The organism is Alcaligenes sp. NLF5-7 (assembly GCF_024266725.1).
Lineage (GTDB): Bacteria > Pseudomonadota > Gammaproteobacteria > Burkholderiales > Burkholderiaceae_B > Alcaligenes > Alcaligenes phenolicus.
Genome location: NZ_CP100755.1, coordinates 2,102,395 through 2,126,636, shown reverse-complemented (window position 1 = coordinate 2,126,636; position 24,242 = coordinate 2,102,395). Strand labels below are relative to the sequence as shown.

18 protein-coding genes and 1 tRNA gene are annotated in these 24,242 nt (G+C 57.4%); 15 read left to right on the top strand and 4 right to left on the bottom strand.

Annotation, left to right across the window (positions count from 1 at the left end):
• The first annotated feature begins 2 nt into the window (after nucleotides 1-2).
• From fdxH to MID00_RS09800, 6 genes are all read left to right on the top strand, one after another.
• The gene (fdxH, locus tag MID00_RS09825) at nucleotides 3-920 is read left to right on the top strand and encodes a formate dehydrogenase subunit beta (RefSeq protein ID WP_021447214.1); all 918 of its coding nucleotides are present in this window, start codon (nucleotides 3-5) and stop codon (nucleotides 918-920) included.
• On the top strand, nucleotides 913-1,566 hold the full coding sequence (locus tag MID00_RS09820) for a formate dehydrogenase subunit gamma (RefSeq protein ID WP_009463457.1): 654 nt from the start codon (nucleotides 913-915) through the stop codon (nucleotides 1,564-1,566). The genes fdxH and MID00_RS09820 overlap by 8 nt, the downstream gene beginning before the upstream one ends.
• A gap of 77 nt (nucleotides 1,567-1,643) precedes the next feature.
• Nucleotides 1,644-2,570 carry a formate dehydrogenase accessory protein FdhE gene (gene fdhE / locus MID00_RS09815; protein ID WP_021447215.1) on the top strand — a complete coding sequence of 309 codons (927 nt, stop codon included), beginning with the start codon at nucleotides 1,644-1,646 and terminating at the stop codon, nucleotides 2,568-2,570.
• Between the two features lie 87 nt (nucleotides 2,571-2,657).
• Nucleotides 2,658-4,076 carry an L-seryl-tRNA(Sec) selenium transferase gene (gene selA / locus MID00_RS09810; RefSeq protein WP_254500297.1) on the top strand — a complete coding sequence of 473 codons (1,419 nt, stop codon included), beginning with the start codon at nucleotides 2,658-2,660 and terminating at the stop codon, nucleotides 4,074-4,076.
• Nucleotides 4,073-5,992 carry a selenocysteine-specific translation elongation factor gene (gene selB / locus MID00_RS09805; protein WP_254500259.1) on the top strand — a complete coding sequence of 640 codons (1,920 nt, stop codon included), beginning with the start codon at nucleotides 4,073-4,075 and terminating at the stop codon, nucleotides 5,990-5,992. The genes selA and selB overlap by 4 nt, the downstream gene beginning before the upstream one ends.
• Nucleotides 5,993-6,079: 87 nt before the next feature.
• Nucleotides 6,080-6,175: transfer RNA gene (locus tag MID00_RS09800), tRNA-Sec, on the top strand.
• 53 nt (nucleotides 6,176-6,228) lie between these two features.
• On the opposite strand, the gene MID00_RS09795 is transcribed toward MID00_RS09800, so the two are convergent.
• From MID00_RS09795 to MID00_RS09780, 4 genes are all read right to left on the bottom strand, one after another.
• Entirely contained in the window at nucleotides 6,229-6,828 is a 600-nt protein-coding gene (locus MID00_RS09795) for a helix-turn-helix domain-containing protein (RefSeq protein WP_009463463.1), read from the bottom strand.
• Nucleotides 6,829-6,895: 67 nt separating this feature from the next.
• Nucleotides 6,896-7,678 (bottom strand): aldolase, encoded by a 783-nt coding sequence (locus tag MID00_RS09790; protein ID WP_045929518.1) that lies wholly within the window; start codon nucleotides 7,676-7,678, stop codon nucleotides 6,896-6,898.
• Nucleotides 7,679-7,708: 30 nt separating this feature from the next.
• Nucleotides 7,709-8,320, bottom strand: coding sequence for a glutathione S-transferase family protein (locus tag MID00_RS09785; protein ID WP_009463467.1), 612 nt, complete (start codon nucleotides 8,318-8,320; stop codon nucleotides 7,709-7,711).
• A 10-nt stretch (nucleotides 8,321-8,330) separates the two neighbouring features.
• On the bottom strand, nucleotides 8,331-9,302 hold the full coding sequence (locus MID00_RS09780) for a tripartite tricarboxylate transporter substrate binding protein (RefSeq protein WP_342467175.1): 972 nt from the start codon (nucleotides 9,300-9,302) through the stop codon (nucleotides 8,331-8,333).
• Nucleotides 9,303-9,661: 359 nt separating this feature from the next.
• On the opposite strand from MID00_RS09780, the gene MID00_RS09775 reads away from it, so the two are divergent.
• The 9 genes from MID00_RS09775 (at nucleotide 9,662) to MID00_RS09735 (ending at nucleotide 24,242) form a co-directional block, all read left to right on the top strand.
• Nucleotides 9,662-11,920 (top strand): FepA family TonB-dependent siderophore receptor, encoded by a 2,259-nt coding sequence (locus MID00_RS09775; RefSeq protein ID WP_254500258.1) that lies wholly within the window; start codon nucleotides 9,662-9,664, stop codon nucleotides 11,918-11,920.
• A 234-nt stretch (nucleotides 11,921-12,154) separates the two neighbouring features.
• Entirely contained in the window at nucleotides 12,155-14,137 is a 1,983-nt protein-coding gene (locus MID00_RS09770) for a ligand-gated channel protein (protein WP_009463473.1), read from the top strand.
• A 175-nt stretch (nucleotides 14,138-14,312) separates the two neighbouring features.
• Nucleotides 14,313-15,401 carry a hypothetical protein gene (locus tag MID00_RS09765; protein WP_254500257.1) on the top strand — a complete coding sequence of 363 codons (1,089 nt, stop codon included), beginning with the start codon at nucleotides 14,313-14,315 and terminating at the stop codon, nucleotides 15,399-15,401.
• A gap of 69 nt (nucleotides 15,402-15,470) precedes the next feature.
• Nucleotides 15,471-16,505, top strand: a complete 1,035-nt coding sequence (gene selD / locus MID00_RS09760) for a selenide, water dikinase SelD (RefSeq protein WP_035270166.1) — start codon at nucleotides 15,471-15,473, stop codon at nucleotides 16,503-16,505.
• Nucleotides 16,505-17,599 (top strand): tRNA 2-selenouridine(34) synthase MnmH, encoded by a 1,095-nt coding sequence (gene mnmH / locus MID00_RS09755; protein ID WP_254500256.1) that lies wholly within the window; start codon nucleotides 16,505-16,507, stop codon nucleotides 17,597-17,599. The genes selD and mnmH overlap by 1 nt, the downstream gene beginning before the upstream one ends.
• 171 nt (nucleotides 17,600-17,770) lie before the next feature.
• A complete protein-coding gene (locus MID00_RS09750) occupies nucleotides 17,771-20,032 on the top strand; it encodes a NosR/NirI family protein (protein WP_254500255.1) in 2,262 nt (753 codons plus the stop codon).
• Nucleotides 20,033-20,094: 62 nt separating this feature from the next.
• Nucleotides 20,095-21,999, top strand: a complete 1,905-nt coding sequence (gene nosZ, locus MID00_RS09745) for a TAT-dependent nitrous-oxide reductase (RefSeq protein ID WP_021447219.1) — start codon at nucleotides 20,095-20,097, stop codon at nucleotides 21,997-21,999.
• Nucleotides 22,000-22,006: 7 nt separating this feature from the next.
• Nucleotides 22,007-23,347, top strand: a complete 1,341-nt coding sequence (locus MID00_RS09740; RefSeq protein ID WP_254500254.1) for a nitrous oxide reductase family maturation protein NosD — start codon at nucleotides 22,007-22,009, stop codon at nucleotides 23,345-23,347.
• Nucleotides 23,331-24,242 carry an ABC transporter ATP-binding protein gene (locus tag MID00_RS09735; protein WP_254500253.1) on the top strand — a complete coding sequence of 304 codons (912 nt, stop codon included), beginning with the start codon at nucleotides 23,331-23,333 and terminating at the stop codon, nucleotides 24,240-24,242. The genes MID00_RS09740 and MID00_RS09735 overlap by 17 nt, the downstream gene beginning before the upstream one ends.

The following is a 24,242-nucleotide window of genomic DNA, read 5'->3' as shown; positions in this document are numbered from 1 at the left end:
CCATGGCCTTGCAATCACTTGATATCAAACGGCGCTCCGCAACCACCACCCCATCGCCCAGCGTGCGCGAGCCCGTGGGCGGGGAAGTGGCCAAGCTGATCGACACCAGTAAGTGCATTGGCTGTAAGGCCTGTCAGGTCGCCTGCATGGAATGGAACGATACGCGCGACGAAATCGGTCACAACGTCGGGGTGTATGACAACCCGGCCGACCTGACCGACAAGTCCTGGACCATCATGCGTTTTGCGGAGTATGAAAACCCCGCTGGCGATCTGGAATGGCTGATTCGCAAAGACGGCTGCATGCACTGCGAGGACCCGGGCTGCCTGAAGGCCTGTCCCTCGCCAGGCGCCATCGTGCAGTACACCAACGGCATTGTGGATTTTCACGAGGAAAACTGCATTGGCTGCGGCTACTGCGTTACCGGCTGTCCTTTCGATGTACCTCGCATTTCGGAAAAGGACAAGAAAGCCTACAAGTGCACCTTGTGTTCGGACCGTGTGGCGGTCGGACAGGAACCGGCCTGTGCCAAGACCTGTCCTACCGGCGCGATTGTGTTCGGTACCAAAGAAGACATGCAGCACCACGCTGCAGAGCGTATCGAAGACCTGAAATCGCGCGGCTTTGAAAACGCAGGTTTGTACGACCCGGCTGGAGTGGGTGGCACCCACGTCATGTACGTGCTGCACCACGCCGACAAGCCTGAGCTGTACAGCGACCTGCCCAAGGACCCGCAAATCAGTCCGATGGTCTCGCTCTGGAAGGGAGTGGCCAAGCCGCTGGGGGTTGCTGCCATGGCACTGACCGCCCTGATTGGTTTCTTCCACTACATCCGAACCGGTCCTAACGAGACTGACGAGGAAGACGAGCGCCGCGCCGACGAGGACGCACGCAAGATCCAGGAGGCTCACCATGACTGATCACAACCGCAAGGGCTTGATTCAGCGCTACACCACCAGTCAGCGCATTAATCACTGGATCATTGCCATGAGCTTTGTGCTCCTGGCCTTGTCCGGGCTGGCGCTGTTTCATCCGTCAATGTTCTGGCTGACCAATCTGTTTGGCGGCGGTCCGTGGACACGCATTCTGCACCCGTTCATTGGTGTGGTGATGTTTGTGTGCTTTTTCCTGTTTGCGGCTCGCATGGTACGGCACAATATGTTCTCCAAGGGTGACGCGGCCTGGCTGCGTCACTTCAAGGACGTGCTCAATGCCAAGGACGAGCGCATTCCCGAAGTAGGCCGCTATAACGCCGGGCAAAAAATCCTGTTTTTTGCTTTGGTGATCTTCATGATCGGCCTGCTGGCAACCGGTGTGGTGATGTGGCGCGAATACTTTTCCGCCTTCTTCCCCATCTGGGCTATCCGTCTGGCCTCCGTGCTGCACGCGGTCTGCGCCCTGCTGATGATTTGCGCGATTATCGTGCACATCTACGCCGGTATCTGGGTAAAAGGTTCAGTCAAAGCCATGACCCGCGGTACGGTTACCCGTGCCTGGGCCTGGAAGCACCACCGCGCCTGGTTCCGTGAAGAAATGGAAAAAGGTCCCAGCCGTCCTGCCGAATAAGCGGGGCTCTGGTACATAAGCAACCCGGCTGCCATGCACCATTTCGGGCATGGCAGCCTTGTTTTCAGGAGTCTGTCTTGCAACGCATCCTTCCGCGCGGCGAAATCGAAAGTCTGGACCACACCTCCATCCCCCGACTGCGCCTGCCTGTGCGAGCCAGCGTCTTTGCTGACCGGGCAGCACGTCTGCGTCAATTGGCTGACGGCAATCCCGTTGGTGCCTACCTGCTCTTGCTGGCACATCTGGTAGATGGGCAGCACAAACAACTCAATGCCCTGCCCCCGACCGAACTGCCCGCCGAGGTGCTGGAAACAGCGCAAAGACACGGTATGCCGCCCCTGCTGGCATCGGGCTGGAAGCGCGATCCACAGTGGCTCAGCATTTTGAGCAGCCTGCTCAATCACATGATCAACACTTCGGACGTGCCTGCAGCCGCCCAAGAAGTCTGTCAGGACCTGCTCAAGAAAGCCGAGTCTGACCCACAAAAACTGGAAGATCTGGCTGACGCGATTCTGGCCGAGCAATTGCCTGAGCAAGACGGTGCCGCGGCACCTTTTGTCATGGCCGCCTTGCAGGTTTACTGGACACATCTGGCCTGCTCGCTGACCGAAGGCCAATTGTCTGTGACCAGCCCCTTTGGCGTATGCCCATCCTGCGGCAGCCTGCCCGTATCCAGTGTGGTGCGTGTGGGTGGTCGTGAAGATGGTTGCCGCTACATGTGCTGCCCGCGTTGTAGCGTGGAATGGCATCTGGTGCGCGTCACCTGCTCGCACTGCGAGAGCACCAAAAGCGTGGCGTATCACGCCATTGAAGATGGCCCGGAAGGGATCAAGGCCGAGTCCTGCGACAACTGCCACACCTACCGCAAAATCTTCTATCAGGAAAAGCAGCTGGGTCTTGATCCAGTTGCAGACGACCTGGCCAGTCTGGCTCTGGACGTTCTGATGGGTGAAGAAGGCTATTCCCGCGCCAGCGGCAATCCACTTCTTTGGCACCAGTCTTAAGCTAAGATTCCCCTACGCCTTGCTGCCCCGAGCACAAGGCGTAGCTGACGGACCCTGCCCATAGACTCAAACGCCTGCCTTTGAATGATGAGCCCTACGCCTGAACTCTCCCCCGCCCACATCCCTTCCCTGGATCGCTTGCTGCGCTCGCCAGAGTTCGAGCCCTTGCTAAGCCAGTTCGGTCACACACGCCTGAGTCAACGCACTCGTGCCCATTTGCAGGCACTGCGGGAGGCCGTGTTGAAGGGAGCACTAAGCCCTCAGGACCTGGAGCCCGCTCAGCTCGCCAATGCACTGCAGGCCAAGCTGCAAGAAGAATCCCGCTTGCAGCTGCGCCCGGTCTTCAATCTGACTGGCACCGTGCTGCACACCAATCTTGGGCGAGCAATGCTACCGGATGAAGCCATACAGGCTGTCGTCCAGGCCATGCGCTCGCCCGCCAATCTGGAGTTTGACCTGGAAACCGGCGGCCGAGGCGACCGCGATGACCTGATCAACCCCTTGCTCTGCGAACTGACCGGCGCTGAAGCCGCCACAGTCGTCAACAATAATGCCGCCGCCGTGCTGCTGATGCTCAGCACCCTGAGCCCCCGCCGTGAGACCGTGGTGTCACGCGGCGAGCTGGTTGAAATTGGCGGGGCCTTTCGTATTCCCGACATCATGAAGCGTGCCGGTGCTCGTCTGCATGAGGTAGGCACGACCAACCGTACCCACGCAGCTGATTACGAGAACGCCATCAACGAGCGCAGCGCCATGTTGATGAAGGTGCATTGCAGCAACTACGCCGTCAAAGGCTTCACCAAAAGCGTTTCAGTCGAAGAAGTTGCACAGATAGCCAAAAAACACGGCCTGCCCACCAGCGTGGATCTAGGCAGCGGCACCTTGGTGGACCTGAGCCAATGGGGCCTGGCGCCTGAACCCACCGTGCGCGAGACCATCGAAGCCGGTGCCGATATAGTGACCTTCAGCGGCGACAAGCTGCTGGGTGGCCCCCAGGCCGGTCTGATCGTAGGCCGTGCAGACCTGATCGCCAAGATCAAAAAGAACCCGCTCAAACGCGCCCTGCGCGTGGGCAAAATTACGCTGGCCGCACTGGAGCCTGTGCTGGCCTTGTACCGTTCGCCAGAGCGCCTGCCCGAGCACCTGACTACCTTGCGTCTGCTGACTCGACCTTCGGCTGAAATGCGTGCCCAAGCACTACGTTTGGCCCCTGTCTTGCAGCAATGGGTGGGGACACAATTTGCTGTAGAACCCACTGCCATGCTGAGCCAGATCGGCAGCGGTGCGTTGCCCGAAGACGTACTACCCAGCTTTGGACTGCGCTTTGCCTACCAAGGCACAGGCCGTCCGGGCCGCCATCTGACTCAACTGGAAAAACGCCTGCGCACTTTGCCCCAGCCCGTCATCGGGCGCATTGCGCAAGATGCCTTTTGGCTGGACTTGCGCTGCCTGGAAGAGCCCTTTGAGGCCGCCTTCAGCGCACAACTGATTCCCGAGCAAGCATGATTGTTGGCACCGCAGGACATATCGATCACGGCAAAACCACCTTGATCCGCGCCTTGACCGGCGTGGATACCGATCGTCTGGAAGAGGAAAAAAAGCGCGGCATCTCCATCCAGCTGGGCTATGCCTATACGCCTTTGCCCGACGGACAGATCCTGGGCTTTATTGATGTGCCCGGTCACGAGCGTCTGGTGCACACCATGGTCGCAGGTGCGACCGGCATTGATTTTGGCCTGCTGATCGTGGCCGCAGATGACGGCGTCATGCCGCAAACCCACGAGCATCTGGCCGTACTGCAATTGCTGGGTTTGCAGGCGGGAGCCATCGTCCTGAGCAAGGCGGATCGCGCTGATGCTGCCAGAATTGAATCCGTCAAAGCCGAGCTGCAAGCACTCGTCCAAGGAAGCTTTCTGGACAATGCCCCCACCTTCGTTGTTGATGCCCTGTCCGACGACAAACCCGGCCTGGAAGCACTGCGCCAGCATCTGCATGCACAGGCCATGCAATCCACCAAACAGGATGGCCAAGGCTATTTCCGCCTGGCCATTGACCGTGTCTTCACCTTGCAAGGTCACGGCACCGTCGTGACCGGCACAGTGCACGATGGCGTGCTGGATCTGGATGGCCCGGCGATGGACTTGCGCCTGATGCCACGCGGTACACCCGTACGAGTGCGCAGCATTCACGCCCAGAATCAGGCATCACGCCAGGCCCGTGCCGGCCAGCGTTGTGCCCTGAACCTGGGCGGAATTGATGTACAGGATATCGAGCGTGGCGACTGGCTGGCCGACGCCCGCTGCTTCATCTCCTCCACTCGTATCGATGTGGAACTGAGCCTGCTGGACAAAGATATTCCCGCCCTACGCACCTGGTCGCCCTGGCATATCCACATGGGTGCCGCGCACCTGACGGCCCATGCCGTACCTTTGGATGGCGAGTCCTTGCAGCCCGGCCAGACCGGCAAGGTCCAGTTGGTCTTTGACCGCCCGATCTGCTCCATGACGGGCGAGCGCTTTATCTTGCGCAACGCCCAGGCCAGCGAGACCGTCGGCGGCGGGATTGTGCTGGACCCAAATGCGCCGGACCGCAAACGACGCTCTACGACACGCCTTGCCTGGCTGGATGCCTTGGCACAATGGACGCGCGGCGGACCGTTGGAGGGCCTGCTGGCCCAAGCACCTTACGGTCTGGACGAAGCAACACTGCTGCGTCTGTCAGGAGGATCTCAACAAGGCTTGAGCGCCCCCGCCAATGCCCGCTGGCACACCGGATCTCGCCCACAAAGTCAGCCTATCTTGTTGAGCGATGCACGCCTGGAAGCGCTGTGTCAGCACATAGAAAGCGTGATGCTGCAGTTCCACGAGCGCAATCCGGACGAGCCGGGCCTGTCCATCAGCCGCTTGCGACGCATGGCCGCCCCCACCATGCCCGACGCAATCTGGCAGCTCCTGACCGAATATCTGCTGTCAGAACAGCGCCTGGCCCAACAAGGAGCCTGGCTGCATACGCCAGGCCACCGCGTTACCCTGAGCCCCGAAGACCAAGCTCTGGCCACCGCCCTTCTGCCCCTGATCGAGGCAGGCCGCTTCGATCCTCCATGGACACGTGATCTGGCCAAAGAAACCGAAGCCCCGGAAGAGCAGACCCGCAACGTACTGCGCAGACTGGTGCGCCAGGGCGAGCTGTTTCAGATCGTGCATGATCTGTTCTATCACCGCCGCCAAATCGCGGTGCTAGCCAATATCGTCAAGGAGCTGCACAGCGGCCAAGGCGTCAGCGCCGCGCAGTTCCGGGACGCAACGGGACTGGGCCGCAAACGGGCCATTCAGATTCTGGAGTTCTTTGATCGCGTCGGCTATACACGACGTGTGCGTGATCGCCATGTATTACGAGGTGAAGCCTGGGCAGCGGCGGATTGAACCCGGAGCTTCATGCGGGAACCAGAACAGGCAACGCCCTGATCGTTGAAGCGTCACCGGCCCTAACGTATGATAGGGCCTCTTGAAGGAAAGCATCCGTGCCCGGTGGCACGGCCGGGCTTCAAACCCGGTTGGGGGCGTCAGACGTTCCCAGGTAGGTTCGACTCCTGCTGCTTTCCGCCACTTTGCTGGCAGAAAATCTCCCCACACACATGCCAGAGGCACGTATTCACTGACTAAACCGGCGTATCGGACGTTGGACGCCCTGCTGTTGGCCCCGAGTCAGAGCAAGTCACCGCCAATACCTGCGCCTGTTGATCCCCCAGGCTAAGCACGCTGTGGGGTAGCTCCGAATCAAAATACACGGAATCACCCGTCTCCAAGGTCATGCTGTGCTCTGCAATGGTGACTTGCACTTGCCCTTGGATCACAAACAAGAACTCTTCTCCCCCATGCGGGAAAGTTGGCGCTGGCTGCTGTTGTTCGTGTGGAGGGTAGATAACAAAGGGGTCCATCAAACGAAAGCGCCGCCGCCCGGCCATGCTCTCGTAACGGTAGGCGCTATGACCTGCCACACTGGGCAAGGGCATGCGTTCGTGTCGACGCACGACACACACACTTTCGTCCTGATCCAGTTCCCCCTCTCCAATCAACTGCGACACCCCCATGCCATAAGCCTGGGCCAGCTTGACCACGGTAGAGATGGACGGCGCACTGACTGCCCGCTCCAGCTTGGACAGATAACTTTTAGTCAGACCGGTGCGCTGGGCCAACTGCTCCAGCGACAAGCCATGTTGGCGACGCAGGGCGCGCAAGCGAAAGGGAAGATGGGTCATGGGTTAAACAAGAGGTGTAGCGCCCGAGGTCAGCCTCGGAGCGCATATAAAAAAGCGGCCTCTTATTCTACTCAAAAACATCCGTATGGCGTTTCAGCGCTTTGCGGGCATAGTATTCAAAGCCGATCTGGGAGCGGCGAGGTCTCAGAATCCAGTCATGTGCCTCCCGGCCCAGTTCCGGCGCAATAGGCTTGATCGTTCCGGCTGACATCGCCAACAATTGCATGCGCGCTGTGCGCTCAAATTGCAACGCCAATACGCAGGCTTCTTCTACTGAGGCCGCCGCCACCAACATTCCATGGTGCGATAAAAGAATAGCGCGCTTGTCACCCAAGGCCTCAGAAATGATCTGTCCCTCTTCATTGCCCACAGGGACACCCGGCCAATCCTTCAGGAACGCGCAGTCCTCATACAAGGGGCAGTTGTCCATATGGGATACGATCAAGGGCACCTCCAGCATGGACAGGGCGGCCACGTGCAAGGGATGTGTATGAATGATGCAGTTCACATCCGGCCGGGCACGATACACCCAGGAATGAAAACGGTTTGCTGGATTAGGCATCCCATATCCCTTCAAAACCGTTAAATCTTCATCTACCAGCAAGACGTTGGTCGACGTAATTTCATCAAACCCAAGCCCCAGCTGCTGCGTAAAATACGTGCCTTCCTGTTCGCCGCGTGCTGTGATCTGGCCAGCCAAACCAGAGTCATGGCCGCCATCAAAAAGAATACGGCAAGTCAGTGCGAGCTTCTCGGGAACACTGCGCTCAGGGATTTCGAAGAGGGCCTGCATCTGGCTTTGCGCCTGTTCAATCAGCACGGACTTGGACAAGCTCATGGTGTCACTCATAACAACTCCTTTTGTAAATTAATATCCTGCTCACAACAGCGGGACATAGCCCGCCAGGGCCTGCATACACTCGAGCCAATGTCGTACTGATGGATAGGGGCGCAGGTCGTACCCTCCCTGCTCTGCCATGCAGGTATAGGGAAACAAGGCCACATCGGCGATGCTGGGTCTGCCCCCAACGAAATAGCGATGCAACTGCAAATGCACCTCCATCTGGGCCAGAGCTTTATCGCCCTGTTCGCGCCACGCCAGCACCGCAGGATCATCCACCGTCATCGTCCCCCGCAACGCCACCCACAGTCTGGGCTGCGCAAGATTGGTCATATGCTGAGTCTGCTCAAAAGACAGCCACTGCAGCACTTGAGCCTGCGCAAGCGGGTCCGCGGGCAGAAAGTCTGTGCCCTGCGCCAGGTACCACAAAATAGCGGCCGACTCTGCCAGCCAGGGCCCTTCCCGGGTTCGCAATACCGGAACCTGTCCCCAGGGGTTGATTTGCCGGAACACCTCGGTATCCAGATCCCCCTCCACAATAGACAGGCTGCGCCGCTGTAGCGCTATACCCAAATAACCGCACAACAATCGTACCTTCCAGCCATTGCCGGTATGCACCGTGTCGATAAGCTCCAGAGCGGCGTGGTTCATTATCGTTACCTCACTCAAGGCTGATTTCTGCGGTCTGAACAATACGCTGCCACTTGCTGCGCTCAGCCGCGATGAAGGTTTGATATTCATCTTGGGTGCCGGTGTAGACCTGGCTGCCCTGCTGCTCCAGATGGGTTTTGAACTCCGGGTTGGCCAGTGTCTTTTGCAATGCCGTCTCCAATACCGCAGTCACCACCTGTGGAGTGCCCGGCGGGGCCAACAGCACGTTCCAGGAACTGATGCGTAGCTCAGCAGCCCCCAGCTCTGCGCTGGAAGGCACGTCGGGAGCAGCTGGGGAGCGTTGGCTATCAGCCAGAACCAGGGCCTGAAGCTTGCCTGCCTTCACCTGCGGCATGATCACGGGAATGGCATCCATCACCATGTCGGCATGACGGCCCACAACGGCACTGACAGCCTCCCCTCCACTCTTGAAAGGGATATGTCGCACATCAAGTTTCTCGGTCAACTTGAAAAGCTCTACCCCCAAGTGCGGAGCACTCCCTATCCCTGCCGATCCGAAGTTAAGGAGCCCTGGCTCCTGACGGGCATGGGCAACCAGTTGGGCATAGTTCTCCGTACCCAAATCCGAACGAACCGCCAGAACATACGGAGACCCCGTCACCATGCCGATAGGCACAAAAGCCTGCGGGTCGTAGTTGATTTTGGAAAGAATCAACGGGTTGACCACCTGTGTGCCTACTGTCCCCATGAACACGGTGTAACCGTCCGCTTTCGCATTTTGTGCAGCCTGAGCGGCGATCATGCCCCCGGCTCCTGCCTTGTTTTCAACAATGACAGTCTGGCCCAACTCCTTGCCCAACTGCTGGGCAAGGAGGCGCGCCACCAGATCGGTAATCCCCCCTGCACCAAAGGGCACGATCAAACGTACGGGCTGTGCCGGGAACGTTGTTGCCTGTACCGGACCCGCCATCATCGTCAAGGCCGCCCACCCGGCCATCATCAAACCAAGCGTCTTTTTCACTGGATGTCTCCTGAACTTTTTAAGTTTGAATTGTTCAGGACACATTCTCATCAAAAATGACCCATCGTGTCAAACAAAGAAACTATTGTCCTAAAAGTTTTATTTGCGGCGCTGAATGAATACATCAAGACGACCATCTACAAGGTTCAGACTATTTTTCTCCTCTGATTTTCATAGGAGAACTCAATAACTTTTCCTATAGAACAAATCCTGTCCAGATCATTTTCAATGCCCCTCTTCTCTGCCCGTGTTTCAAAAACCACACATTCGTCAGCTTTCTCGACAGCCGTCACATTTTTAAACACAATCCTTATCGCGAACAATTCTCATTCTGTTTATCGTTTACTAGGAAAGTGATTATGAATTTATTGGCGCCTCCGGCTCGCCGCCCGATCTTTGCATTGGGCCTGCTCGCCACGGCTTTGGCAGCCAGTTTCAGTGCTCAGGCACAAACTTCCAACGTCCGTGGTGGGGTCACCTCGCTGGAAGAAATTCGCGTCTTGCCTTCGGCAGAAGAAGCCGTCAAACAGGCTCCTGGCGTGTCCACAATTACTGCCAAGGATATTGAAAAACGCCCTCCCGCCAACGACCTGTCCGAACTGATCCGCACCATGCCCGGCGTGAACCTGACCGGTAACAGCCCATCCGGTTCCTACGGCAATAGCCGCCAGATCGACTTGCGCGGCATGGGCCCGGAAAACACCCTGATCCTGATTGACGGCAAACCTGTCAGCTCGCGCGACTCCATTCGCATGGGGCGCGACGGTGAACGTAATACCCGTGGTGACAGCAACTGGGTGCCCGTCAACGCCATCGAACGCATTGAAGTGCTGCGTGGCCCGGCTGCTGCTCGCTATGGCTCCGGTGCTGCCGGTGGTGTCGTGAACATCATCACAAAAGCGCCTACCGATACTTTTTCCGGCTCGGTAACCGCCTACGGTCTGATTCCTGAGGACAGCGACTACGGCTCCACACGTCGTACCGGCTTTAACCTGTCCGGTCCCATTGCCGACAAGCTGTCTTTCCGCGTCTACGGCAATATCGCCAAGACAGATGCCGACAAACCCGCGTTGAACTCCCAGGCTTCCGGCATGGAGGTGAACGAGACCACCGTGCCACCAGCGGGCCGCGAGGGGGTACGCAATAAAGACGTTAACGGCTTGCTGCGCCTGGATATCAACCGGGACCACCGTCTGGAGCTGGAAGGCTCATTCAGCCGCCAAGGCAATATCTACTCAGGAGAGCGTCTGTTTAGCCGCAGCACGCAAACCATTGCATCACTTGCCGAAGATGGGGCTGAAACGAACATCATGTATCGTCGCGCCGGCTCGCTCAGCCACTATGGTGACTACGGCCAGGGCAGCCGCTCCCGCCTGACCTTTGCATATGAAGGCACGACCAACTCACGTTTGAATGAGGGCCTGGCCGGTGCCGTTGAGGGCAGCATCTCCAACCCCGGTGCCGGCTCGGTTTCCGAGCTGCGTTCCCTGAACATCTCAGGCGAATACAACACACCCCTGCAGATCGCTAGCAAGCACGTCTTGATGACGGTCGGGTTCGAGCACCGCGATCAAAGCCTGGATGATGACTACGCCACTCGCTCTGGCCAAACCATCAACAAAAACACGGATTCCAAAAGCAAGGCCCGTACAACAGCCGCCTATGTGGAAGGCAATATCGAGCTGACCGACGCCTTGACCGTGACACCAGGAGTGCGGTTCGACCATCACAGCAAGTTCGGTGACAACTGGAGCCCCAGCCTGAACGCCTCCTACTTCATCACCGACAGCATCACCCTGAAAGGCGGTATCGCCCGCGCTTTCAAAGCACCTAACCTGTATCAATCCAACCCCAACTACCTGTATCAGACACGCGGCAACGGTTGCCCGTACGACCCGGTAACTGGTCAACGCGTAAGCGGTCCTTGCTACATCTTCGGTAACGACAATCTGTCGCCCGAGCGCAGCATCAACAAGGAAATCGGTCTGGCCTACGACAACGCGAGCTGGGCAGCAGGTCTGACTTACTTCCAGAACGACTACAGCAACAAGATTGTGGCCGATATGGGCGACCAGACCATTCCGGATGCGGTGTACATTGGCGGCTCCCTGGTCCGCCCATTCCAGTGGGTGAACTCCGGCAAGGCAGTGATCCGTGGTCTGGAAGGCAACCTGACTATCCCGATTCTGGGCGAGAACGGTGACACGCTGAGCCTGAGCAACAACCTGACTTACATGATCACCAACAAGTCCAAGGAAACCAATCAGCCTTTGACTGTCATCCCCCGCTACACCCTGAACAGTACGCTGGACTGGCGCGTCAACGACAAGCTGTCCTTGCTGGCTACCGCCACGCTGTATGGCAAACAAAAGCCACGCTCGCACAACCTGTCCAATAACTCGGAAGTGAAAGGTGATGGTCTGCGTGAACGTGGTTCATATGCCATCTTCGGTCTGAGCGGCGCTTACCAGGTCACCAAGTCCACCAACATCCGTCTTGGCGTGAACAACCTGTTCGACAAACGCTTGTACCGTGAAGACTCGGGTAGCGGCCAAGGTGCCAACACCTATAACGAACCTGGTCGCCAATACTACGCAACGTTGACTGCCAGCTTCTAATGCATCTTGCCGACCTCCGGGCTTGCTCCGAAGTCTGGAGGTCTGGCACGCCATAACGTCGCTTTTTCACAACCAACATAATAATTACTCTCATTTCTATTCGAGTTATAAGGTTTCACGCTTGAACCGATAATGAGAATCGGTATCATTATTTCCGCTGTAAGGAAAATACTGCCGCCAAGAGCAACGCAACCGCAGCACACGCTAAAAACAGACACAAATTGGAAGTCGTCAATGAAATCTCTATTTACCGTAAAGCGCTTGCCGCTCGTTCTGGCAGGCGCTTTTGCTGCTAGTGGTGCCGTTGCTCAAGAAAGCACACCCGTCCAACTCAGCCCAGTGGTTGTTACCGCCTCGGGCTTTGAGCAAGACATTAAAGAAGCTCCTGCGTCGATTACCGTCATTACCCGCGAAGACCTGGAAAACAAGTTCTACCGTGATGCCTACGACGCTCTGCAAGATGTGCCTGGCGTCATTGTGACTGGCGGTGGTGACCGTCGCGACATCACCATTCGCGGCATGAGCTCCAAATACACACTGATCCTGATCGACGGCAAACGCCAAAGCTCGACAGAAACCCGCACCAACTCGGACTCCTCCGGTGTGGAAGGCGGCTGGACCCCTCCCCTGTCCGAAATTGAACGTATCGAAGTGGTGCGCGGCCCCATGTCCTCGCTGTATGGCTCCGACGCCATGGGCGGTGTGATCAACATCATTACCCGCAAAGTGCCCAAGGAATGGGGCGGTTCCATTCGCCTGGATAGCACCTTGCAATCGCACAGCCGCTCGGGCGATATTTTCCAGGGCAATTTCATGCTGGGTGGCCCGATCAAGGATGGCGTGCTGGGCTTGCAAGTCTATGGACAACAAACCAATCGCAAAGAAGACGATATCTACAACGGTTATCGCAAGCGTGAGTCCTTTGAAGTCGGTGCCAAGCTGAGCCTAACCCCGTCGGAAAACCACAGCTTTGTGCTCGAAGGCAGCACAAAGCGTCAAAAATACAATTCCACCTTGGGCAAGACCGTTGAGCCAATTGCTCCCGGCACTGCTTGCGGACGCTCCGGTTGCCCTGCCAGTTCCGAGACAGATTACCGCGGTGAAAAGGTCTCTTTGACTCACAGTGGCAACTGGGGATTTGCAACCTCTGACACCTACGTGCAACAGGAAGACTTCAACAACAAGTCGCGTGACATGCGTATCAAAAATACCGATGCACGTACTGCATGGGTTGCCCCCCTGGGCGATCATCTGCTGACGCTGGGTGCCTCCTACCAGCATCAAAAACTGAACGACGAAACTGGTAACCAGCTCACAACTGGAATCAACCGTATCAAACGCACCCAATGGTCGCTATTCATGGAAGACGAGTGGAGCCTGACCAACAGCTTCGCCCTGACCGGCGGCCTGCGCTACGACCACGACGAGAACTTCGGCAAACACTTCAGTCCACGTATCTATGGCGTGTGGTCTGCCACAGACAACTGGACTATCAAAGGCGGTGTATCCACCGGCTTCCGTGCACCTGACCTGCGTCAAACCATCCCTGGTTGGGGCCAAGTCAGCCGTGGTGGCAATATGTACGGTAACCCTGACCTGAAGCCAGAAAAATCGCTGTCGCAAGAACTCGGCGTCATGTATGACAGTCTGGAGGGCTTCTCCGCTGGCGTGACTTTGTTTAATAACGACTTCAAGGACAAGATCACTCGCGTTGCATGTCCGGCCAGCAAATGTACCGACGGCCCTAACCAGTTTGGTTCCGACCCCACTACTTACGAGAACGTGGACAAGGCGGTAACCCGTGGTATTGAAACCAACTTCAGCTGGGATCTGGCTCAAGACTGGACCTTGAAGGCCAATTACACCTACACCCATTCCAAGCAAAAGAGCGGTCCTAACGAGGGTCAGCCTCTGAATCAAATGCCCAAGCACATGGCAAATGTCAGTCTGGATTGGCACCCTACAGAAAAAATCAACACATGGGCTCGCGTGAACTACCGTGGCAAAGAAAGTGAACCAGTCACCTCTGCCTCTTCCTCGACAACACGAGCTCCGTCCTACACCTTTGTAGATCTGGGTGGCACCTACAAACTGAACAAAAACGTAGACCTGTACGCGGGTATCTACAATATTTTGGATAAGCAAATCCGCTACGATGATTACGGCTACGTCGAAGATGGTCGTCGCTACTGGCTGGGTGTAGGTTTGCGTTTCTAAACACCTATAGTCCCTTCAAATGGCCGGCGCCTCTAGAGCCGGCCATTTTTATTTCTCCACTGCATTCGTCCACCTCACCTGACCGATAGGCTCTTCCTTCAGCCATAACAGCGCTAGACTAAAGCCTGGTTAGCCAGCTTTCTGGCTACAGAATCACCTCATTCGGGAGCTGATCTTGTCGTCCACCGAGTCTGATCTCGCGATCTATGCCGGGCCTCGTGCTTATCGTCATATTCAAAGCAATGGCTTGCATGCCAAGGACATCAGCACGCTGATTGGCAGCGCGGGTGGGCCCAAGGCTTTGGCGCTAACCGGGCTGGATCAGTATTTGTTTGGCGACTGGCTCAACACGCATGACGAGCCGTTATGGTTGTTTGGCAGCTCCATCGCTTCCTGGCGCTTTGCCTGTGCGGCCCAGAGCGATCCGCACAAAGCCTTTGCGGACTTTGCGCAGCTTTATATACACAGCCCCTTTCTTCCCAAATCCACGGTAGCTGACATTACCCGGTCTACCCAGACCATGCTGAAAACCTTGCTGGGGGACGCCGACTCACAGGCTGCGATCCTGAACCATCCACGCTATCGCTTCGCCATTACCGTGGCACGCAGCAAGGGCTGGGCGGGTTCCCGCAACCCCAAACAGCTTGGTGCAGCCCTGCTCAGCTGCATGGTCGGCAATTATGTGCACCCTGCTATCCCGCATTGGTTCTTCGAACGGGTTATTGTGCACGACACCCGCAGCCCCTTGCCCATTCACGGCAGACATCAAGACCTGGCTCGCTACGCCGCACTGGATCAGCACAATCTGTTCGAGACCTTGGCCGCCAGCACCGCTATTCCACTCGTGATTGACGGTGTGAATGCCGCCCATAACTGGCCTGCCGGTCTATACCGGGATGGAGGTCTAGTCGACTACAACTTCTGCGCTCTGGATCTGGATAGCCCAGGCTTGACCTTGTTTCCGCATTTCACTCAAAAGATCAGCGCCAGCTGGTTCGACAAATACCTGCCCCGTTGGCAAAAGGCTCGCCGCCGTCACAACCTGGACAATCTGATTTTGCTGTGCCCGACCGAACGTTTCTATCGGCGTCTAAAAGACCGCAAAATCCCCGATCGTTCCGACTACAAGCGTCTGCCCGACGCAGACCGGCGTATTGCCTGGCAAAACTCCGTCGAACAAAGCCAGCGACTGGGCGAGCAATTTGCACAGTGGGTGGCCACCGACCAGTTGGCCCAGCGTGTTCAACCCCTGCCCTTTCCGTAGCAAAAGCCTGCAGGGCATAGGGGCAATTTAGTATCATTTCATCTTCAACCTCTTTCTTGGTACGCGCTCATGGATACTCCCATTCGTCTGACCCAATACAGTCATGGAGCCGGTTGCGGCTGCAAGATTTCCCCCAAAGTATTGGACATTATCTTGGCGGGAAGCGGAGCCCAGAACGTGGACCCGAACCTGTGGGTAGGCAATACATCACGTGATGATGCGGCTGTGTACGGTTTGAATGAGGAAACAGGCGTCGTCTCGACCACCGACTTTTTCATGCCCATCGTGGACGATCCGTATGACTTTGGGCGCATTGCTGCGACCAACGCCATCAGCGACATCTACGCCATGGGTGGTAAACCGATCATGGCCATCGCCATTTTGGGCTGGCCCATCAATGTCCTGTCCCCTGAAGTTGCCCGCGAGGTCGTGCGTGGTGGGCGTGCTGCTTGCGATGCTGCTGGCATCACCCTGGCCGGTGGTCACTCCATTGATGCCCCCGAGCCTATTTTTGGTCTGGCTGTAACTGGCGTAGTTGATAAAGGCCAGTTAAAACGCAACGACACCGCAACTGAAGGCTGCCAGCTCTATCTGACCAAACCTCTGGGTATTGGCGTGCTGACCACGGCCGAGAAAAAAGCCAAGCTTCGTCCTGAAGATCAAAACCTGGCCCGCGACTGGATGTGCACGCTAAACAAACCCGGCAGCCGCTTTGCACAGCTGCCCGGTGTTAAAGCCATGACCGATGTGACCGGCTTTGGTCTGCTGGGACACCTGATCGAAATGGCAGATGGCAGCGGCCTGACCGCCCGCCTGAATCTGGACCGTGTGCCCCTGTTGCCCGGCATTGAATACTACCTGCAAGAAGGCTGTGTACCCGGCGGCACGCAACGCAACTTCGACAGCTACGGCCATCGCATCGCTCCTATCAGCCAGGATCAGATCAACATTCTGTGCGACCCACAAACCAGCGGCGGTTTGCTGATCGCCGTAGAGCCTGCTGCCACTGCCGAGTTTCTGGCAACAGCACAGGAATTGGGCCTTACCCTGGAAGCCATCGGGGAATTCATCCCCGCCAAAACCCACGCCGTCGAAATCGCTTGATGCGTCCTGATACCCACCACTACCGCGAGCTGTTCCTGAACGATGTGCCTTTGATGGACGCTCGCGCTCCCATCGAATTCAGTAAAGGCGCCTTTCCCGGCGCATTGAACCTGCCACTGATGAACGACGAGGAGCGTCACCTGGTGGGGATCTGCTACAAGCAACATGGCCAGGATGCCGCCATTGCCTTGGGTAACAAGCTGGTCAGTGGCCAACTCAAGCAAGCTCGCCTGCAGGCCTGGGCACAATTTACGCAAGACCATCCCGACGGCTACCTGTATTGCTTTCGAGGTGGCCTGCGCAGCCAGATCACACAAACCTGGCTGCGCGAAGAGGCAGGCATTCCCTATCCCCGCGTAGTGGGCGGCTACAAGGCTATGCGTGGCTTTTTGCTGAATAATCTGGAACAAACCGTCGGCAGCGCCCGTTTTCAGGTTCTGGGCGGCATGACAGGCACGGGCAAAACCGATGTCCTGCAGCAGCTTGATAACAGTCTGGACCTGGAAGGCTACGCACATCATCGTGGTTCCAGCTTTGGCAAACACGCCACCAGCCAACCCAGCCAGATCGACTTCGAGCACAGGCTATCGATCGCCATGCTCAAAAAAACGGCCCAAGGGCACCAGCGCTTCGTCCTGGAAGATGAAAGCCAAACCATAGGCCGTTGCAGCCTGCCACTGGGCCTGTACCGGGGGATGCAGCAGTGGTCCATCATCTGGCTGGAAGATAGCCTGGAAAACCGCATTACGCGCATCGTGCGCGATTACGTCCAGAACCTGCACGCGGAATACACAGCCCAATACGAGCCGCAAACAGGCTTTGCGCTCTTTGCCGAACAACTGCGTCAAAGCCTGGCCCGCATTACCAAGCGCCTGGGCCATCAACGCTACCAGCAACTGGCCACCATCATGGACGAGGCCTTGAAGGAGCAGGAGCGCAGCGGCGCGCTGGAGGGTCACCGGGACTGGATCGGTGGTTTGCTGACGCAATACTACGACCCCATGTACGCCTATCAACGCGAACAAAAAGCGGAACGGATCATTTTTCAGGGTGATGCCGACGCGGTCCTGAATTATTTGCATCAGCAAGGCTGACCCTCATCTAAAGCCCGGCCAGCAAAGCCTGCCATCGTTCCTCACAGATCAAGGGCTGACTGACGCCGACCCATATCCACTCTTGTCAGAATCTGTCCTTGCTCTGACACAAAGAGTAAACAAAGGGTAACCCCTACCATCTCGCAAGAATCTTGTTGCAGGTGGTAAGAAATGACGTCCCTCAATCGCGTTGCCCGGCATGTTCAGTTCCGTATTATCTGGCTCCTGCTTTTTGTACTGGCAGCCTGTCTGAGCAGTCCTACGGCACACTCCAGTTCGCGCATTGCCCATTTCTTGCCGGACATTGCCCTTAACGAGATCTTTCCCACCGCCACCCACACCAGCGAGCCCGCGGGCACCTTACCTGTTGCCAAGGTCTTTAAGGATCAGGAACAGCTAGGATATGTGTATGTGACGACCGACATCGTTAACACCCGTGGTTACTCCAGCTTCCCCATCGACACCCTGGTCGCCATGAGCATGGATGGCAGCATCGTCGCTGCCAAGCTGCTGGAACACCATGAACCCATTGTCTTGATCGGCATCCCCGAATCGCGGGTAGAAGCCTTCATTCAGGGCTATGTGGGCCAGAATTACATCAAGAACCGTCCCAAACCCGGCGCACCACCACCTGTCGACATTATCAGTGGTGCCACCGTGACCTTGATGGTGGTCGGTGACAGCATCATGCGCTCTTCCCAGCTGGTGGCCCGGCAAGAAGGCATAGGCCAGCCTGCCGCCCCCGCCACAGCACCGGCGGCAGTCAAACGCAGCATAGACAGCAGCAATCAAACCATTGCCAGCTGGGATGAGTTGCTCCAAAGCGGTGCCATCCAACGCCTGCACGTCAGCGTGGCCGACATCAACCAGGCTTTCATCGACAGTGGTCGCACGGAAGCCGCCGCCCATCCGCAGGAAGGCGACCCACAAGACACTTTTATTGATCTGTACGCCGCCCTGGTCAGCGTGCCCAGCATTGGAAAAAGCCTGCTGGGCGAATCTGACTACACGTACCTGCAACAAGAGCTGAAACCCGGTCAGCAAGCCATGCTGGTCGTCGGGAACGGGCTGTATTCCTTCAAAGGATCAGGCTATGTACGCGGCGGGATTTTTGACCGTATCGAGATCGTCCAGGATCTGGACAGCTTTCACTTCACCGATCTGGACCACCAGCGTCTGCCCGGCGTGAAAGCCGCCAATGCCCCTGACTTCAAAGAAGCCGCCCTGTTCAAGATTCCGGCTACTGCTACCTTTGATCCGGTCCAGCCCTGGCGGCTGCAACTGCTGGTTCAGCGCGTGCTGAGCGTCAAGGATAAAGCCTTTGTCACGCTGAACCTGAATTACCAGCTTCCTGATGCCTATTTGACAGCGCCCCCTTCAGCAGCAGTTGCAGCGGCCCCCGATACCGCAGAGCACCATGACCTGGACACCGCCGGCAAGCCTTTGTACAAGCAAATCTGGGCGGGCAAGAAAGTGCAGATTGCCGTGCTGCTGCTGTCCTTGCTGATCTTGGGTGGAGTCTTCTTCTTTCAGGACACGCTAACCAAGCACGAAGTGTTCTACCAGCGCTTTCGCATCGGCTTTCTGCTGTTCTCCCTGGTCTGGATTGGCTGGTACGCCTCGGCCCAGTTGTCCGTGGTGAACGTACTGACTTTCTCCCACGCACTGCGCACCGATTTCCGCTGGGAGTACTTCCTGATGGATCCGCTGGTCTTCATTCTGTGGATCGCCACCGCCATCTCCCTGATCTTCTGGAACCGAGGTGCCTTCTGTGGCTGGCTCTGCCCCTTTGGAGCACTGCAAGAACTAGCCAACAAGCTGGCCCGCTTCCTGCGCATTCCGCAAATCAAGGTAGCCTACAGCGCCCATAAGCGCCTGGTGTCCATCAAATACGTGATCTTCATTCTGCTGTTTGGCTTTGCCCTGTACGACATGGCCGTGGCGGAAAAGATGGCCGAAGTCGAACCCTTCAAGACCGCCATCATCCTGAAATTCATCCGCGACTGGCCCTTCACGATCTTTGCCGTACTGCTGCTGATTGCCAGCCTGTTCATCGAGCGTTTTTACTGCCGCTATCTCTGTGCCCTGGGCGCTGCCCTGGCCATCCCCGCCCGCCTGCGCATTTTTGACTGGCTGCGTCGCTACCCCATGTGTGGCAACCCCTGTCAGCGCTGTGCGACCGACTGTCCCGTACAAGCCATCGAGCCCGAAGGCCCCATCAACCCCAACGAATGTATCCAGTGTCTGAATTGCCAGATGCTGTATCACCACGAGAAAAAATGCCCGCACCTGATTCAAAAGATCGCCAAGCGCAAGCGAGATAAACCGGCCCCCGTCGCCGTTGCCAGCTCGCTGCAAGACGATGCTGCTGCCCGCCCTACCGTGCGTCCACGCAGCGTAGACAGTACCGATTCCACGCCAGCCACGCCGTGAGACGGCTGGGCGCGCCCCAGCGCCAAGTCGGTCACGTCATCACACAAAAGGAAGATCACACCATGTCCGAGAACACACAGGATAAACACGGCTTGAGTCGCCGCGCCTTTCTGGGCACCGCCGCCTTGTCAGGTGCCGCAGTCGTCAGCGCCACCCATATTGGCAATGCCCTGGCCGATACGAAAAAAGCACCGGACGGGCAAAACGCCCATATCGAGCCAGGTGAACTGGACCAGTACTACGCCTTCAACTCCGGCGGTCAGTCCGGCGAAATCCGCATCATGGGCCTGCCCTCCATGCGCGAGCTGATGCGCATCCCGATTTTCAACATTTGCAGCGCGACGGGCTGGGGCATTACCAACGAAAGCCGCCAGATCATGCGCGCCAACCTGACGCCTGAAACCCTGGCCTTTGCTGACTCCTTGGGCGGCATCCTGCCTAACGGCGATGCTCACCACCCCCATATGTCCTTTACCGACGGGACTTACGACGGGCGCTTCATCTACATCAACGACAAGGCTAATAACCGCGTGGCTCGCGTGCGTTGCGATGTCATGAAGTGCGACAAGATCATCGAGATCCCCAATGCCGACGGCATCCACGGCCTGCGCCCCCAACGTTACCCCCGCACCGGCTATGTGTTCTGCAACGGCGAGCACATTGTCCCCCTGCCCAATAACGGCACCATCTTCGGCAACCCCAAAGAGAACTACTTCTCTGTCTTTACCGCCATTGATGGCGACACCATGGAAATCGCCTGGCAGGTGATCGTGGATGGCAACCTGGACAACTGCGACGCCGACTACCAGGGCAAGTACGCCTTCTCCACCTGCTACAACTCCGAAAAGGGGCTGGACGTCGGCGAGATGAGCGCCAACGAGCAGGACTGGGCCGTGGTGTTCAACCTGAAGGCCATTGAAGACGGCGTCAAGAAAGGCGACTTCAAAGAGATGCAGGGCGTCAAAGTGCTGGATGGCCGCAAAGGTTCGCGCTATACCCGCTACATTCCTGTGCCCAACTCCCCGCACGGTTGCAATGCCAGCCCCGATGGCATCCACGTGGTGTTTAACGGCAAGCTCTCGCCCACCGTCACCATGATTGACGTGCGCCGCCTGGACGACTTGTTCGCCGACAAGATCAAACCACGCGACTGCGTAGTGGCAGAGCCTCAACTGGGTCTTGGCCCACTGCACACGGCCTATGACGGCCGCGGCAATGCCTACACCACGCTGTTTATCGACAGCCAGATCGTGAAGTGGAATATGGCCAAAGCCATTGAGGCTTACCAGGGCAAGGACGTAGACCCCATCATCCAGAAACTGGACGTGCACTACCAGCCCGGCCACAACCACACCACCATGGGCGAGACCAAAGAGGCCGATGGTAAATGGCTGGTCTCGCTGAACAAGTTCTCCAAAGACCGTTTCCTGAACGTAGGCCCGCTCAAACCAGAAAACGATCAGCTGATCGATATTTCGGGCGACGTGATGAAGCTGGTCCACGATGGCCCAAGCTTTGCCGAACCACACGACATGCTGCTGGTTGCAGCTGACAAAGTACGACCCAAGCGCGTCTGGACTCGTGACGACCCATGGTGGGACGGCGCACGGAAAATGGCTGAAAAAGACGGCGTCACCCTGGAGGGGGCGTCCAAAGTCATTCGGGATGGCAACAAGGTGCGGGTCTACATGACCGCTGTGGCACCCGTGTTCTCCGTGCCCAGCTTCGAGGTCAACCAGGGCGATGAGGTCACCGTCGTCGTCACCAATATGGAGATGATCGAGGACTTGACCCACGGCTTTACCTTGTCCGGCTACGGCGTGGCCATGGAAATTGGACCGCAGCAAACCAGCTCGGTCACCTTCACGGCCTCTCGTCCCGGTGTGCATTGGTACTACTGCCAGTGGTTCTGCCACGCCTTGCACATGGAAATGTCCGGTCAGATGAACGTGAAACCCAAAGCCTGACGGTGACATGACGCCTTTCTGCCTGCTCCCCGCCCGTGCACGCTGCCTCAGCCCAACCCTGGTGCTGAGGCTGGCCCTCAAACCGCTTACGGTCCTGGCCCTTACGGCCAGTGGTCTGGCTGCGCAAGCGGCCACCATTGAAGTGCCTGCCGATACATCGCTGCAAGCCGTTATCGATGCCGCCCTGCCCGGCGACATCCTGATGCTGGCTCCCGGCACCTATCAGGGCAATATCATCGTGAACAAGCCCTTGACGCTTCAAGGCCCCAGCAATCGGCAAGCCGTATTGATGGGCGAACGTGAAGGCCGCACGGTGTGGGTGCAGGCGGAAGATGTGCAGATACGTCAGATTACCGTGCGTAATTCCGGCTTGAGCCTGCCCGACATGGATGCAGGCATATTCCTGGATAAACCCGCCCATAACGCCCTGATTGAAAACAACGACATCCTCGACAATCTGGTGGGGGTATATGTCTGGGGGCCCCACAACGCGCTGGTGCAACACAACACCATCGTAGGCAATAAAGAGCTGCGTCTGAATGAGCGCGGCAATGGCGTGACCGTCTGGAACTCCCCCGGCTCACGCATCTTGTACAACGATATTTCTTGGGGTCGCGACGGCATTTTTTCCAATACCAGCCGCGACAATGTTTTCAGCCACAACCGCTTTACCCAGCTGCGCTATGCGGTGCACTACATGTACACCAATAACAGCGAAGTCAGCAGCAATGTCTCCATAGGCAATGACATTGCCTATGCCTTGATGTTTTCGCAGTTCCTGACAGTACGTGAAAACATCAGCATCAACAGCACGCATCAAGGCTTGATGCTCAATGCCGCTCAGCAATCGACCATTACTGACAACATCGTGGACGGTGCCGAAAAAGGCGTCTTTCTCTACAACGCCAACTTCAACAAGATCTCCGGCAACCTGATTCAGAACACCCAGATCGGGGTGCACTACACCGCCGGCTCCGAAGGCAATGAGATCACGGAAAACGCCTTCATCCAGAACCAGAATCAGGTGAAGTATGTGGGTACCCGCTACCTGGAGTGGTCCAGCAAGGACCGGGGCAATTACTGGAGCGATCACAGCGCCTTTGACCTGAACGGTGACGGCATTGGCGACACCGCTTATCGCCCCAATGGCCTGATTGAACAACTGGTGTGGCGAGCCCCTTCGGCCCGCGTGCTCTTGAACAGCCCCGCCGTTTCCATTGTGCGCTGGGCGCAAACCCAATTTCCCGCCATTTTGCCCGGCGGCATCATCGATAGCGCACCGCTGATGCGTGCGCCCGACAATCCCGTCTGGGAGCGCTACAAGGCCAATCATGACTCCATCCAATAACTGCACGGCCCCTGTCGCGCTGGCCAATGTCAGCAAGCTGTATGGCCAGCAGCGTGCCGCCAACGCGGTGAACTTCGAGCTTTACCCTGGTCAATGCACGGTACTGGCTGGCCACAATGGCGCAGGCAAAAGTACTGTCATCAAACTGATTCTGGGCCTGATCCGCGCCGACGAAGGCAAGGTCATGTTGCTGGACCATGACGCCGGTTCGCCCCAGGCTGCCCGCCTGCGCGCCCACATCGGCTATTTGCCCGAAACGGTCGCCCTGCACCCGGCACTGACAGGCACGGAAACGCTGGCCTTTTATGCTCGATTAAAAGGGCTGCCACTTAAAGACAACCAAGCCTTGCTGGCACGTGTCGGCATTGCACAAGCGGCTCACAAGCGCGTGGGCACCTATTCCAAAGGCATGCGCCAACGCTTGGCACTGGCTCAAACCCTGTTGGGCAAACCTCGTGTGCTGTTACTGGATGAGCCCACCACTGGACTGGACCCGGCCTCCCGTCTGCTGTTCTACGCGATCGTCCAAGAACTGCGCGATGCCGGGGCCACCATCCTGCTCAGTACCCACGCTCTGGCGGAGATGGAACGTCTGGCGGACCGCATCATCGTGATGCAGCAAGGGCGCAAGATTGCCGATGGCACCTTATCCGAACTGCGACAACACGCTGGCTTGCCGGTACGTATTCGCCTGACCGTAGAGCAAATCCCCGACTCTGTTCCACAGCACTGGAATGTCATCGGTGCCAATCGCCTGGAACGTCATTGCACCGAAGCCGAAAAAATCCAGATTCTGCGCGAAGCGCATGCCATTCAAGGATTAACCGACCTGGAGCTGGAATCCCCCGGTCTGGACGAGTTGTATGCGCATTTTTTGAAGCGCGAGGATTACTAA